The organism is Undibacterium sp. RuRC25W, from assembly GCF_049339825.1.
GTDB lineage: Bacteria > Pseudomonadota > Gammaproteobacteria > Burkholderiales > Burkholderiaceae_D > Undibacterium.
In genome coordinates, this window is the sequence record NZ_JBMPPD010000004.1 from 24,008 (window position 1) to 38,131 (window position 14,124).

Here is a 14,124-nt window from a genome sequence, read left to right on the forward strand (position 1 = left end):
TCAGACTCTCCTTTTTTTATGTGCAGGCGAAGAAAAATTAGCCTCTTTCGCGTGAGATCCGGGTAACACCATTGAGATGTTTTATGTTTCGCATGATTCTAGCTAGATGAGCACGATCTTCGACCTGAATGGTGAAGTGAATATGCGTCATGTCATTGGCATCGCCATCTTCCATATTGACGTGAGAGATGTTGGCTTCAGATTCACCAATTTCTGCTGCTATACGTGCAAGTGCTCCGCGTTCGTTAGTCACAGTGACTTCGATGCGGGTATCGAAATTGCGATTGACTTCATCACCCCACATTACATCAATCCAGCGATCTGGCTCTTTGATATGGAGTCGCTTAGCGTGCTCGCAATCGTCGGTATGGACAACTAAGCCCTGATCACGTTTTAATTGACCGACGATGCCGTCACCAGGGATAGGTAGGCAGCATGGCGCCAGTTGTACGGATAATCCCTCGCTGCCATAAATAATGACTGGGTCTGGTTTGTACTGATGCTTGTCGCCAAACTGCTGGAATGGAATTGACGATGAGTCGTCTTCGACCAGATCCAGGATATGTCTTGCGACCAACGGTGCCATTCTCTTGCCAATGCCGATATCCGTATAAATTTCATCCATGGTTTTTGCCGTGGATTCATTCAGTAGCTTATCGACTAGGGATAATGGGAGTTCAGGATTGAGGTTAACTGCCACAAGCGCCTGTGCCAATAATTGTTTGCCTAACTCAGTTGACTCGTTGAGATTGATCGTTCGCAGATAGTGTCGGATCGCAGAACGAGCTTTGCCAGTGCGCACGTAAGTCAGCCAGTTAGGTGTTGGGCGCGAATTCGGCGATGTGACAATCTCGACGATGTCGCCATTTTTCAATTCAGAGCGTAATGGTACTGGCTCGTGATTAATTCGTGTCGCAATGGCCTGATCACCGATGTCGGTATGGATGCTATACGCAAAATCAAGTGCAGTCGCACCACGCGGCAAGGCAATAATTTTTGACTTGGGCGTGAATACATAGACAGAATCCGGGAATAAATCGACCTTTACATGCTCCAAAAACTCGGCGGAGTCGCCGGTTTGTTTCTGAATATCGAGCAAGGATTGCAACCATGCATGCGTGCGTTGCTGCAAGTCAGTGAGGCTGCCTTCTTCATTTTTGTAGAGCCAGTGTGCAGCAACACCAGATTCTGCAACGCGGTGCATTTCCTGGGTGCGAATCTGAAATTCGACGGGCGTCCCATACGGACCAATTAAGGTGGTGTGTAAAGACTGATAGCCATTCGTTTTAGGAATGGCGATGTAATCTTTAAACTTGCCTGGCATTGGCTTGAATAATGCATGCAGTGAACCAAGCGCGTAGTAGCTCTCACGGAAGTTATCGACAACCACCCGGAATCCATAGACATCCAATACCTGAGAAAAGCTGAGGTGCTTATCATGCATTTTGCGATAAATTCCGTACAGAGTCTTTTCGCGCCCATAGACCTCGGCTTCGAGCCCAGCTTGTTTGAGTGTGTCTTTTACTGCCTCAAGTATTTTGTTAACCACTTCGCGTCGGTTGCCGCGTGCTGCTTTTACCGCTTTTGATAAAGTACGGTAACGCATTGGATACAAATGCGAGAAGGCGAGATCTTGTAACTCGCGGTAAATGTTGTTTAGACCCAGCCTGTGGGCGATGGGCACATATACATCCATCGTCTCACGGGAAATTCGGCGTTTCTTTTCTGATGACATGACACCGAGGGTGCGCATGTTATGCAGTCGATCAGCGAGTTTTACCAGAATAACTCGAACGTCGCGTGCCATTGCTAGCAACATCTTACGGAAGTTTTCTGCTTGTGCTTCGATCTGGCTTTGGAATTCGATTTTTTCTAGCTTAGACAAGCCATCAACCAAAGTTGCCACCGGCGCACCAAAGCGTTCGATCAGTTCTTCTTTTTTGACGTCCTGATCTTCCATGACATCATGCAGCAGTGCCGCCATGATAGCCTGTACATCCAATTTCCAGTCTGCGCAAATTTCTGCGACTGCGATAGGGTGTGAGATGTAGGGCTCGCCTGATTTTCGCACCTGACCTAGGTGCATTTCATCCGAGAAACGGTACGCTTCCTTGACTAGCTTGAGATCACTCGCGGACATGTATTGAGCTAGTCGCTCACTAAGTCCGGTGGTTGATGCAACACTAATATTGGGTTGTTTGCTGCGGGCAGTCGGGGTTTCACCTGTAATGATCGGGTGTTTTTTAGGCGCTGCTTTTTGATGGTCTGCACTCAGTTTGTCTGGCGCGCCAACTGTCGGGCTAGTCGTCAATTCAGCCGGGTTACTTTTCAGAGTTGAAATAGTTTCTGTAACGCTCATTCTGTTACTCCCGGCCGATTAAAGTGATACTTCGGTCGCAATGCAATTACACTGGAACTTTTTTCAACATTTCAATACCGATTTTACCTTGGGCGATTTCGCGCAACGCTGTTACCGTTGGTTTGTCTTTTGATTCAACTTTTGGCGTGTGACCTTGCAATAATTGGCGTGCACGATAAGTTGCGCACAACGTTAATTGAAAACGGTTAGGGATCTGCTTTAATGCATCTTCAATGGTAATACGTGCCATGATTTTTTTCCTAAATACGGTAATGCGTTGAATTAATTTGGGTTGGCATGAATGCCTAGTTGGGCAAACAAATCGCTGTTGCGTGTTGCCTGCTGCGTGAATCTGCAGCGTGTTGCTTTGACGATAGCGTTGAGTTCTGCTAGTGCGATTGCAAAGTCTTGGTTAATGATAACATACTCGAACTCGGGAGAGTGGGCCATTTCGCCGCCCGCGGCCAAAATTCGACGTGTAATGATGTGCGGCTCATCCTGGCCACGTTTTTTTAGGCGTTCTTCTAGTGCCGGAATTGATGGTGGCAGAATAAAAATACCGACAGCACCAGGAAATTGTTTGCGAACCTGTTGAGCGCCTTGCCAGTCAATTTCTAGTAAAACATCAGTGCCGGCAAGCATTTGTTGCTCGATCAGGATACGTGAAGTGCCGTAGTAATTTCCATGGACCTCCGCAGATTCCAGAAATTCACCTTGTGCTTTACGCTCCAAGAAATCTTCAGGTGTTGTAAAGTGGTATTCGCGGCCGTTTTCTTCGCCCGGACGCGGCGCGCGGGTAGTGAATGAAATCGAGAGCTTGATTTGTGGCTCTTGCGCCAATAAGGCATTCACCAGAGTGGACTTGCCGGCCCCAGATGGCGCAGCGACAATGAAAAGACTACCTGCCGTGGAAGTAATTGGGTTCATTATCTGGCCTTTGTTTAGTTGATTAATCGTGGATGTCGATGAATTTTGTCGATTTGTGAGGTGGCAAATTGATAGAAATCATTTGCGTCAATTTGCCATCAGAAAAAGAACGCGCGAGTATAAGCAAATGTCACATCTTATTCAAGGTTTTGGACCTGTTCTCGCATCTGTTCGATCAATAATTTCAATTCCATTGAGGCATCGGCTAATTCCTTGAGTGCTGCTTTGGATCCTAAAGTGTTAGCTTCGCGATTTAATTCTTGCATCATAAAGTCGAGGCGTTTGCCGACTTGTCCTCCCTTTTGTATGATATGACGAGTTTCGCCCAAGTGTGCAGAAAGGCGTGCTAGCTCTTCGGCAACGTCGATGCGAATGCCATACACAGTGACTTCCTGGCGTATTCTGTCGAGGGCTTCTTCACGGGTGACCGTTTGAGTTGGATTATTGCCCGAAGTTGCGGTAGTAAGTCCCAGTGCTTCTTCAAGGCGTGAAATTGCCTTTTGCTGGAACTGCTGCAGAACTTGGGGCAACAGTGGCCTGATTTTTTCAACAATGCCTTCCATCGCGCCAACGCAGTTGAGCAGCACCTGAGCTAACGCGGCACCTTCGCGTTCGCGACTGACGATGAAGGCATCCAACGTACTGTTGATTGTACTTGTGATGCTAGTTTGTAAGCTTTCGGCATTGATCTCTGCTTCTTCGATAACGCCAGGCCAACGCAGTAAGTCACTAGTGCTGAGCGGGCTTGCTGTTGGAAATTTTTCTAGCACTTGTGTCTGGAATGACGCGAGCTGGATTAGCAATTTGTCATTGAGCGCCTTGCTATTTGCCTCACTTGTTTTTTTGCCAAAGCTAAAGCGACACTCCACCTTTCCACGGACGATGCGTCGTGCAATTGCGTCACGGAACAAGGACTCAACAGAACGGAAATCATCATTGATACGGAATTGCAGATCCAAAAATCTGGAGTTAACGCTTTTTATCTCGATCGTTACTGTTCCTGATTCTGTTTCAAGGGTGCTGGTCGCATAACCAGTCATGCTGTAGATGCTCAAAGTAAGTCCTTTAATTGTAGAGCTCCGTGTTGTCTTGGATGCAAAAGAAGTTAAAAAGTTGGCCTAGAGCAGGATATTCTTTACAAATACCGCAATTATCAACACAATCACTTCTGTATAAAGGATTGGAAGATCAATGGCCGCACAAAATAATGCTCCTTTGCCTGACGGGTTGGAGATTGCTGGATACCGCATTGTAAAGAAAATTGCGTCCGGTGGCTTCAGTATCGTATATCTGGCATCTGACGAAGATGGAAATGCAGTTGCAATAAAAGAATATTTGCCTAGTTCCTTGGCTTTGCGCCAACAGGGAGAGTTAGTTCCAGCGATCTCAAGTGAAAATTTACCCATTTATCGCATCGGGCTGAAGTGCTTTTTTGAAGAAGGGCGTGCTTTGGCGCGCATTTCTCATCCAAATGTGGTGAGCGTCGTCAATTTCTTTCGTGCGAATGAGACTGTGTACATGGTGATGGCCTATGAATCTGGCCGCTCGCTACAAGAACATATCTTACGTCGGCGCGATAAAGGTGAAAAGCCGTTGGTGTCAGAGCGTTTTATTCGTCGCATGTTCAATCAGGTGATGAATGGTCTACGCGAGGTGCATACCAATAAGCTCCTTCACCTCGATTTAAAGCCTGCCAACATTTATTTACGACTGGATGGCACGCCAATCCTGCTTGATTTTGGTGCTGCCCGGCAGACGCTAAAGACGGATATACCTAAATTATACCCAATGTACACGCCGGGCTTTGCCGCACCGGAGTTGTACCAAAAGAACGGAAATTTAGGTCCGTGGACTGATATTTACAGCATTGGCGCTTCTATTTTTGCGTGTATGATTGGCGCTCCACCTCAGCCATCAGATCAGCGTAAAGTCAACGATAAAATGGAGTCTCATTACCGAAAACTAGAAGGCGTGTATTCTGCCGAGTTGATTGAGGTTGTGCGGTGGTGTTTGAAATTAGATCCGCTTGAGCGGCCGCAGAGCGTGTTCGCCCTTCAAAAGGCGTTAGCGACCAAGGCACAGCCGCAACCTGAATTGAGTATGCTTGAAAAAGTGAAAGTAAAAATATCAAGTCTCCTCAATAAGAAAAGCAAGAGTTCTAATAGTGAAAATACAACAATACAAGAAAATACTGAGGGCTAGATATACGGCCTTAAACAGAGAGGGTAGTGATGAAATTTGTTGGGTATAGAAATACCTCAACGTTATTTCATCGCTAATTGATTAAGTCAACGAAGTCACATAGTTCATGCGTTTTTCCGTTTATCAAGAGAGTCATATTGGTGGTCGCAAGATCAATCAGGATCGCATGGGTTACAGCTTTACCCGTGATGCGATTTTGCTATTGTTGGCTGATGGAATGGGCGGGCATATCATGGGCGAGATGGCTGCTGCGATTGCTATGCAAACGATCGGTTCTCTGTTTCAACAGCAGGCCCATCCTACGGTCGGTCGTCCTGAGCGTTTTCTTGAAGATAGTTTTTTAGCTGCACACCAAGAAATTCATCGGTATCGTACGATCAATCATTTGCCCGAAACACCAAGAACTACTATTGTTGCTTGCCTGATTCAAAACGGATACGCGTATTGGGCCCATTGTGGCGATTCGCGCCTCTACTGGATGCGTCAAGGGCAAATACTGTTACGCACAAAAGATCACTCTCGACTCGAAACATTGATTGCGCAGGGTAAAGTTGATCCTTCTGAAAGGCATACCCATCCTGACAGAAATAAATTATTCAATTGTCTGGGGGCGCCAAATTCTCCGATTGTAGAATTGTCGCGTCGTGCTGCTTTGCAGCCCGGCGATATTATTTTGTTGTGCTCTGATGGTTTTTGGTCGATGCTTCCAGACCACATGCTTGCTCAGCGATTGCATGAACATACGATTGTGAGGGCGATTCCTGAATTGATACGTTCAGCAGTCAGTATCGCAGGTAAGACCAGTGACAATACAACCGCTTTGGCCATGATGTGGGAAGGGGATGACCGTCTTGAAGATGGTTCGATTATTACCACTAATACGTTGCCAGTTGGTTCTATTACGACGACAATTCAAGCTCCTCTAGACGGTGATGCCGCTGCAGAGAGTGGTGAGCAAGATATTTTTAACGATGCAGAGATAGAAAAAGCAATTGCGGAAATTCGTAATGCGATTCACAAGTCTTCACGCATCACCTCCAAAAATTAAATTTATGTCAAATATTTTACGTCCTAGCGGTCGCACCGCTGATGCACTTCGTCCTGTCATTATCAGTCGCCATTTTACGAAACACGCCGAGGGTTCTGTGCTGATTGAGTTTGGCGATACACGCGTTATCTGTACAGCCAGTATTGAAGATAAAGTACCTGGATTTTTAAAAGGAAAAGGGCAGGGTTGGCTCACGGCTGAATACGGCATGTTGCCACGCTCAACGCATACGCGCATGGATCGAGAGGCCGCGAAAGGAAAGCAGTCTGGCCGCACACAAGAGATTCAACGTTTGATTGGACGCTCCTTACGTGCTGCGTTTGACTTGGAAGCGTTTGGTGAACGTACGCTGCATCTTGATTGTGATGTCATCCAAGCTGATGGTGGTACACGTACTGCCGCTATTTCTGGTGCCATGGTTGCCGCATACGATGCTTTTACTCAACTAGTCAGCAATGGTGCAATTAGCCGGGTTCCAGTCAAACATTTTGTAGCAGCCATTTCTGTTGGTGTTTATCAGGGTTTGCCGGTATTGGATCTTGATTACCCAGAAGATTCTGCTTGCGATACCGATATGAATGTCGTCATGACCGAAGATGGCCACTTTGTTGAAGTGCAGGGAACGGCAGAAGGAGTAGCGTTTGATCGCGCAACAATGAATCAACTGCTTGATTTGGCACAGCAGGGGATCAGTGATTTGATCGTTTTGCAAAAACAAGTGTTACGTTTGTTGGAAGCTTGATTAGGAAACCTATGACAAAAAAAATCGTTCTTGCATCCAATAACCAAGGCAAACTCAATGAGTTTCGTCAGATTCTGGCGCCGTTGGATATTAGTTTGCATGCACAGGCAGAATTTGATGTCCCTGAGGCAGAAGAGCCTTTCCACACGTTCGTAGAAAACGCACTAACCAAAGCGAGACACGCATCACGTCTGACAGGGTTGCCTGCATTAGCAGATGACTCAGGGATTTGTGTTAATGCCTTGGGTGGTGCGCCAGGAGTTTTTTCAGCTCGCTATGCAGGGGAACCAAAATCTGATCAGCGTAATAATCAGAGATTAGTTCAGGCCTTAGCCGATAAGAGCGATAAGTCTGCATATTATTATTGCGTACTGGTATTAGTGCGATCTGCTGACGACCCACAGCCTGTGATTGCAGATGGTGTGTGGGAAGGCGAAATTGTTGATCAGCCGCGTGGAACCAATGGCTTTGGGTATGATCCTTACTTCTTGATTCCAGCGCTGCAAAAGACAGTCGCCGAGTTGGACGCTAAAGAAAAAAATCAGTTATCACACCGCGGGCAGGCGTTGCGTGTGTTGTTTGAGAAGTTGCGATGATTCCGATTAAGCCTGTATCAATGCATTCGAGCGCGGTGCCCAATACCAAATCTGCGCCCGATTTGTCACATATTCCATTAGATGTTGCTGGTAAATTTCTTGCGCCCGGCAAACTTAATTTAACCGTTTTGCCACCACTTGCTCTTTATATTCACTTCCCTTGGTGTGTAAAAAAGTGCCCCTATTGCGATTTCAATTCGCATGAAGTCAAAGGAACTTTTGATGAAGATGGTTATCTACGCGCTTTGCGTGCGGATCTGGAATCATCATTGCCGTTGATCTGGGGTAGAAAAATTTATTCAGTGTTTATCGGTGGTGGCACACCAAGTCTTATGTCTGCAACTGGATTGGATCGGTTAATGTCGGATATCCGTACCCTACTGCCGATTGACGGTGCTGCTGAGATCACCATGGAGGCAAATCCTGGTACCTTTGAAATGGAAAAATTCCGCTCTTACAAAGAGAGCGGGATTAACCGATTATCGATTGGTATCCAAAGTTTTAATTCTCAGCACTTGGCAAAACTTGGCCGGATTCACAATGGGGATGAAGCAAAGCGCGCGATAGAAATAGCGCGCACCCATTTTGATAATTTCAATCTCGATTTAATGTTCGCATTGCCCGGACAGACGCTTGAGGAAGTTAAAACTGACGTTGAGACTGCGTTGGCTTTTGCACCCCCGCATTTATCCTTGTACCACTTAACACTTGAACCGAATACGTATTTTGCGAAATTTCCACCTGTTATTCCTGATGATGATCTAAGCGCAGAGATGCAGGATGTGATCCATGGAAAAATGGAGGCCTCTGGTTATCGTCACTACGAGGTATCGGCTTACGCAAGTCGTGGGTGTGAATCGAAGCACAATCAGAATTACTGGAATTTTGGCGATTACCTCGGTATCGGCGCAGGAGCACATTCCAAGCTTTCATTTCATCATCGGATTGTGCGGCAAGCGCGCTATAAACAACCTAAAGCATTCATGGATGCAGCAATGTCTGGTAACGCCGTACAAGAGTCGACAGAAATTGCAGTGAATGATTTCCCATTTGAGTTTATGTTGAACGCATTAAGACTCAACCACGGCTTCCCTGTTAATTTATTTCAGGAACGCACGGGTTTGTTGATTAACTCAATCGAAAAAGAATTGTTAGAAGCCGAACGCAAGGGCTTATTAATTCGTGATCACCAGACTATTAAACCAACAAGCATGGGTAAGTTGTTTTTGAACGATTTGCAACAGATTTTTTTACGTGAATCAGACGAGAAATAATTTTTAAACTAGTTACATTGACGATATATCAAGTGTAAAGTAGTTACCTTAAGGATTCGAGGTTAACAGTGCGGTCAGAATGTTTCCGCACTCGAATATACAATGCGTTACAATAGAAAAAAAAGAACGTGTTTATGCCGTCAATAGAATTTTTTAAAATAAAAAAATGATGAATAAAGATTTTGGGGTACCTACTTTTTTACCCGTAATGAACGTATGCCAGAAGCTTATGGCAATACAACCAGACTTTGGTGCAATGCAAACTAGTGAGTGGATTGCGGTATTGCAATCTTGGAAAGAGAAAGAGTTTTTCGATACGTTAGGTTCTATTGTGTGGATGCTGGCTGTGAAGGACATTCATGAAGTGCCAACAGACTTGCACACGCGTCTACCCGCGAGCAAGATTTTTCTGTGCATTCCAGAATCTGTTTGTGCGACTAAAGAAAATCAGACGCTACTGAAGCATTTCACGACTAACGGTTTCAAAATTCTCACAGACCAATTCGCGTCTTCTTTAGAGTTGGCGTGGAGCGAAACCAAGTATTTCGCAATGGATGCAAGCAACACGCTGCCGTTTTTTGCCAAATCGTGGACTACACGATTGGCTAGCGGGCAGCATTGGGCAAAAAATATTTCTACCCATGCGTCGCTCGATCAGGCGGTGCAGGCTGGTTTTAAAATGCTATCAGGTGAATATCCGTTTAACCCACCTGCAACAAACAAATCCGCTGACGGTACGGCACGTACTCGTCTTTTAAAACTGCTTGGGTTGGTTTCTCGTGATGCGGATTCTCACGAATTAGAAGAGTTATTTAAACAAGATCCAAGTTTGTCATTTATGCTGTTTAAATTGGTGAGCTCTGCAGCGTTTGCGCAAACAGTCCGTGTATCGAGTTTTGGTCAGGCTATCAATTTATTAGGTCGTCGGCAGTTACAGCGCTGGTTGCAACTCTTGCTTTATGCGCGGTCGCAAGATGCCGCCGGTGCGCTCAATCCGCTGATGACGCGTGCGGCTTTTCGCGCCAGTATGATGGAAGCTTTATGCCAAAAAAATGGCGGGAGTAAAGATGAACAAGATGCTGCGTTTATGGTCGGGATATTCTCTTTACTTGATAAATTGTTTGGCAGTGATTTAGGCGAAGTACTACATCCACTCAGTTTAAAGGATGAAGTACTCGCTGCTTTGCTCCATAGAACCGGTATCCTAGGCAGTCACTTGCGCCTAGTTGAGCTTGCGGATCGCCCGCACACAGTAGAAATCGAGACTGCTATAAGGCGCGCCGAAGTGTCGATAAATGTTTTTGAAGAATCCTTGGTGCAAGCCTACGCCTGGGTCAATCAAGTTTGCCGAGAAGCTTAATGACACAAATGGTTTTTGCATTGAACGATCTTCATTTCGGTGTTTCTTTAAGCGAAGCGATATTACGCTTTGACGGTGAAACACTTGATATCGAAATTAATCGTTTAATCAGAAGCTTCTTTAATCACGATGATCTCAGTTTTCAGCGACGTATTGATGCGCAAACATTGAGTGACGATGATATTGCCTGTCCGATTTCAGCAGATACTTATTATCTGCTATCAGGTAGAAACGGAAGGTATTCTGAGTCCGACCTACAGCAACTAAATATCATAGCCGGAATGACAGCGCGGCTTTTTAAGCTGCGTGAAGATGTCATCCAAAAGCACGCATTAAATTTGCGCGAGCATATGTTGCAAACGCAAATATTGGATCAGATCCACGAATCCGTGATTATTATGGATCTTGCTGGGTTTATCCTCAGCTGGAACCGCGGCGCTGAAAAAATGTTTGGTTATTCATCCCATGAAGTCCTTGGTAAGAATATTTTGTTTTTATACGAAGACGAGGGCGCCACAGCGAGTCATGAGAGAGATATTCTCGATGATTTTCTCACGAATGGCGCCAACGAAATGGAGGTTCGTCGTCGACGAAAAAACGGTGATATTTTTTGGGCAAGTCTCACGCTTTCTGTGATTTCTGGATTAGGCGCCGAACCAGTTGGTATCGTTGGCTACCTCAGTGATATTACTCATCGAAAAGATGCAGAAAAAAAGATTAATCAGCTTGCATATTTCGACACGCTGACCGGTTTGCCGAATCGCAGCTTGTATATCCAATTGGTTGATAAGTCACTACAAATAGCACAACGTAAACAGGTCAGTTCAGCGCTCTTGTTTATTGACCTTAATCGTTTTAAGCCCATTAATGACATGTTGGGCCATCGCGTCGGTGATGCCATACTGCTGGAAGTCGGTCAGCGATTTGCAGGTGTCCTACGTGATCAAGACATCGTTGCACGACTTGGGAGTGATGAGTTCTCAGTCACTTTGCCAGAAATCGCCATGCACTCGGATGCGAGTCTGGTTGCACAAAAAATTCTTGATTGCCTTGAAAATGTGTTTTCTGTAGAAGGTCACGATCTCAGAGTGTCAGCCAGTATCGGCATTAGTGTTTTCCCTAATGATGGGATGGATGCAGATTCACTATTGCAATCCGCCGATATCGCCATGTTCCAGGCAAAGAAGACCGGAAACTCACTTGCCGGAAACTATGCATTTTATGATCAGGCAATTAATATTCACATCGCAGAAAAGCTATTCTTTGAATCAGCTATTCGCAAAGCTTTGCAAGACCAAGAATTTTTTCTGGAGTATCAACCTAAAATTGATGTTAATTCGAATCGCTTAATCAGTGTTGAGGCGTTACTTCGATGGAATCACCCGGAGCGCGGATTGATTTCTCCAGCAGAATTCATTGGCGTCGCTGAAGAATCCGGATTGATTCAGGAAATTGATGCATGGGTATTGGATGCCGCTTGCTGCCAGGCGAAGCAATGGCAAGAGCAAGGATTGCCAATTTTTAAAGTTGCAGTCAATTTGTCGGCTCGCGATTTTACCGAAGCATTGCCTCACCAAATTGAGGCGGTCTTAATTAAGTACCAGATATCTCCGCAATGGCTAGAATTGGAAATTACGGAAAGCATGCTGATGCAAAATGTTGAGGGCGTGATTTCTATTATGAAAAAAATCGTTGCGCTTGGCGTTAGTTTGGCTCTAGATGATTTTGGTACGGGTTATTCCAGCTTATCGTATCTCAAGCGATTTCCAATTGCATCCCTCAAAATCGACCGCTCGTTTGTTCAAGGCATCCCCAATGACGCCAATGACTGCGCCATTGCGAGTGCCATCATCATGATGGCACGGCAGTTAAATCTCAACGTAGTCGCAGAGGGCGTTGAAACGCAGTCGCAACTCGATTATTTAAAAAATGCTGGTTGTGACGAGATCCAAGGCTACTTATTTTCACGCCCAGTTCGGGCAGACGCTATACCCGCACTGCTAAATACACCATTTTTATAGTAAAAGTCTTTCGAGTACTTGTCCACAGCTTCAAGCCCAGCTATAATAGAGGGCTTGGAAGGTTGGCAGAGCGGTTGAATGCACCAGTCTTGAAAACTGGCGAGGTGTTATAGCCTTCGTGAGTTCGAATCTCACACCTTCCGCCAAGAATACGGCAAACTTTAACAAAGTTTGGCAAGAAACCCCTAAGAAATCAAACACTTAGGGGTTTTTTTTACGTCAGTAGTGCCTAAGTTTGCCCATTGACAACCACACTTTTTGCACCCATCCTTGCATCCATATACATAGTGATACAAAACCATGGATGCAAAATGCCAAAACTAGCTACGCCACTTACGGACATTCAAGTTCGAAATGCAAAGCCAAAGGATAAATCTTATTCCTTAGCTGATGGAAACAACCTGTCCCTCGAAATAATGCCGAACGGTAAGAAACGCTGGCGTATGGCTTATCGGCAAGCTAACGGGAAAAATAATCGCTTAACATTTGGTGAATACCCAATTGTTTCGTTAGCCGAAGCAAGGGAAAAATGTCTCGCCGCGCGAAAATTGCTTAGCGAAGGCACCGATCCAGCCAAAGATCGAGACGACAAAAAGCGCACGGCTAATATAGTTGCAGCCAATACGTTTGAAGTGATCGCAAGGGAGTGGCATAAGAAAAAGGCGGAAAGTGCCTGGCAACCGCAGACCTCTGAACAGAACATAAAGGCAATGGAGAGGGACTTATTTCCTCAGATTGGCAAGCTACCAATTTCAGAAATAGAGACGCCACTGATGCTCGAAGTATTGCAACAAGTGGAGAAACGTGGTGCGTTAGAGGTAACAAAGCGCATCGCTGCTCTTGCCAGTGGGGTATTCCGATATGCGATTGTCAAAGGGTTTAGGAAATACGACCCGATACCAGCCTTAAAAGATCATTTAAAGCCAAGAACAAAAGGACATCATGCTTCTATTACAGTAGCTGAGCTGCCGATGTTATTAAAGGTTATCGGTAAAAATGAGGGACGTATGTATCCGCCAAATCGTATTGTTTTGCGCCTAATGCTACTTACCTTCGTTCGAACAAGTGAGTTGATAGAAACACCTTGGAGCGAAATTGATCTCGAGAATGAACAATGGGTAATCCCATGGCAAAGAATGAAGATGGGAGCAAAGCGAATTAATCCTCGCATGGTCGATCACAATCCATTTTTGCCTCGTCAAGGATGGGAACTGCTGAGGGAGCTGCACGAATATACCGGCGGAAGTAGGTATTTGTTTCCGAATCGTCGAGACCATGAAAAGCCGTTGAGCAACGGCATGATCTTGCAAGCTTTGAAGCGAATGGGGTATGGAGGCCAGATGACGGGACACGGTTTCAGGTCTCTCGCTAAAGGAATTTTGAAAACGCTGAAATATCCAATTGACCGAATAGAGCGGCAACTATCACATGCGTCGGGAGAAGCTTATGGTGGCGCATACGATCGTGAAGAGTTCTTGGAAGAAAGGAAAGAAATGATGCAGCATTACGCTGATTATTTGGAGCAAATTGAGCGTGGTAATGTGATTATTGCTTCATTTGAAAAAAACGCTGCTTAAACGAATCGCATCAAAACA

General features: G+C 45.4%; 12 protein-coding genes and 1 tRNA gene. 9 read left to right on the top strand and 4 right to left on the bottom strand.

Annotated features, from left to right (window positions below):
• Positions 1-37: 37 nt before the first annotated feature.
• The 4 genes from ACO0KV_RS03380 to ACO0KV_RS03395 all read right to left on the bottom strand — a co-directional run bounded on the left by ACO0KV_RS03380 (position 38) and on the right by ACO0KV_RS03395 (position 4,326).
• Complete coding sequence (locus ACO0KV_RS03380) at positions 38-2,359, bottom strand: RelA/SpoT family protein (protein ID WP_423039884.1); 2,322 nt, start codon at positions 2,357-2,359, stop codon at positions 38-40.
• 46 nt (positions 2,360-2,405) lie between these two features.
• Positions 2,406-2,609 carry a DNA-directed RNA polymerase subunit omega gene (gene rpoZ / locus ACO0KV_RS03385; RefSeq protein ID WP_186910781.1) on the bottom strand — a complete coding sequence of 68 codons (204 nt, stop codon included), beginning with the start codon at positions 2,607-2,609 and terminating at the stop codon, positions 2,406-2,408.
• 32 nt (positions 2,610-2,641) lie between these two features.
• On the bottom strand, positions 2,642-3,286 hold the full coding sequence (gene gmk / locus ACO0KV_RS03390; RefSeq protein WP_423039886.1) for a guanylate kinase: 645 nt from the start codon (positions 3,284-3,286) through the stop codon (positions 2,642-2,644).
• A 137-nt stretch (positions 3,287-3,423) separates the two neighbouring features.
• Positions 3,424-4,326: a YicC/YloC family endoribonuclease gene (locus tag ACO0KV_RS03395; protein ID WP_423040094.1), complete on the bottom strand. Its 903-nt coding sequence runs from the start codon at positions 4,324-4,326 to the stop codon at positions 3,424-3,426.
• A gap of 151 nt (positions 4,327-4,477) precedes the next feature.
• Between ACO0KV_RS03395 and ACO0KV_RS03400 the strand changes: the two genes are divergently transcribed.
• The 9 genes from ACO0KV_RS03400 (at position 4,478) to ACO0KV_RS03440 (ending at position 14,106) form a co-directional block, all read left to right on the top strand.
• The gene (locus ACO0KV_RS03400) at positions 4,478-5,488 is read left to right on the top strand and encodes a serine/threonine protein kinase (RefSeq protein WP_423039888.1); all 1,011 of its coding nucleotides are present in this window, start codon (positions 4,478-4,480) and stop codon (positions 5,486-5,488) included.
• Between the two features lie 106 nt (positions 5,489-5,594).
• Positions 5,595-6,536 carry a PP2C family protein-serine/threonine phosphatase gene (locus tag ACO0KV_RS03405; RefSeq protein ID WP_423039890.1) on the top strand — a complete coding sequence of 314 codons (942 nt, stop codon included), beginning with the start codon at positions 5,595-5,597 and terminating at the stop codon, positions 6,534-6,536.
• Between the two features lie 4 nt (positions 6,537-6,540).
• Positions 6,541-7,278: a ribonuclease PH gene (gene rph, locus ACO0KV_RS03410; RefSeq protein ID WP_423039892.1), complete on the top strand. Its 738-nt coding sequence runs from the start codon at positions 6,541-6,543 to the stop codon at positions 7,276-7,278.
• An 11-nt stretch (positions 7,279-7,289) separates the two neighbouring features.
• Positions 7,290-7,874, top strand: coding sequence for an RdgB/HAM1 family non-canonical purine NTP pyrophosphatase (rdgB, locus tag ACO0KV_RS03415; protein ID WP_423039894.1), 585 nt, complete (start codon positions 7,290-7,292; stop codon positions 7,872-7,874).
• On the top strand, positions 7,871-9,148 hold the full coding sequence (gene hemW, locus ACO0KV_RS03420) for a radical SAM family heme chaperone HemW (RefSeq protein WP_423039896.1): 1,278 nt from the start codon (positions 7,871-7,873) through the stop codon (positions 9,146-9,148). Before rdgB ends, hemW begins: the two co-directional genes overlap by 4 nt.
• 229 nt (positions 9,149-9,377) lie before the next feature.
• Positions 9,378-10,508 carry an EAL and HDOD domain-containing protein gene (locus ACO0KV_RS03425; RefSeq protein WP_423039898.1) on the top strand — a complete coding sequence of 377 codons (1,131 nt, stop codon included), beginning with the start codon at positions 9,378-9,380 and terminating at the stop codon, positions 10,506-10,508.
• Positions 10,508-12,529, top strand: coding sequence for a putative bifunctional diguanylate cyclase/phosphodiesterase (locus ACO0KV_RS03430; RefSeq protein ID WP_423039900.1), 2,022 nt, complete (start codon positions 10,508-10,510; stop codon positions 12,527-12,529). Before ACO0KV_RS03425 ends, ACO0KV_RS03430 begins: the two co-directional genes overlap by 1 nt.
• Before the next feature lie 56 nt (positions 12,530-12,585).
• Positions 12,586-12,675 (top strand) — tRNA-Ser (locus ACO0KV_RS03435).
• 165 nt (positions 12,676-12,840) lie between these two features.
• Positions 12,841-14,106 carry a tyrosine-type recombinase/integrase gene (locus ACO0KV_RS03440; protein WP_423039902.1) on the top strand — a complete coding sequence of 422 codons (1,266 nt, stop codon included), beginning with the start codon at positions 12,841-12,843 and terminating at the stop codon, positions 14,104-14,106.
• Positions 14,107-14,124: the final 18 nt, after the last annotated feature.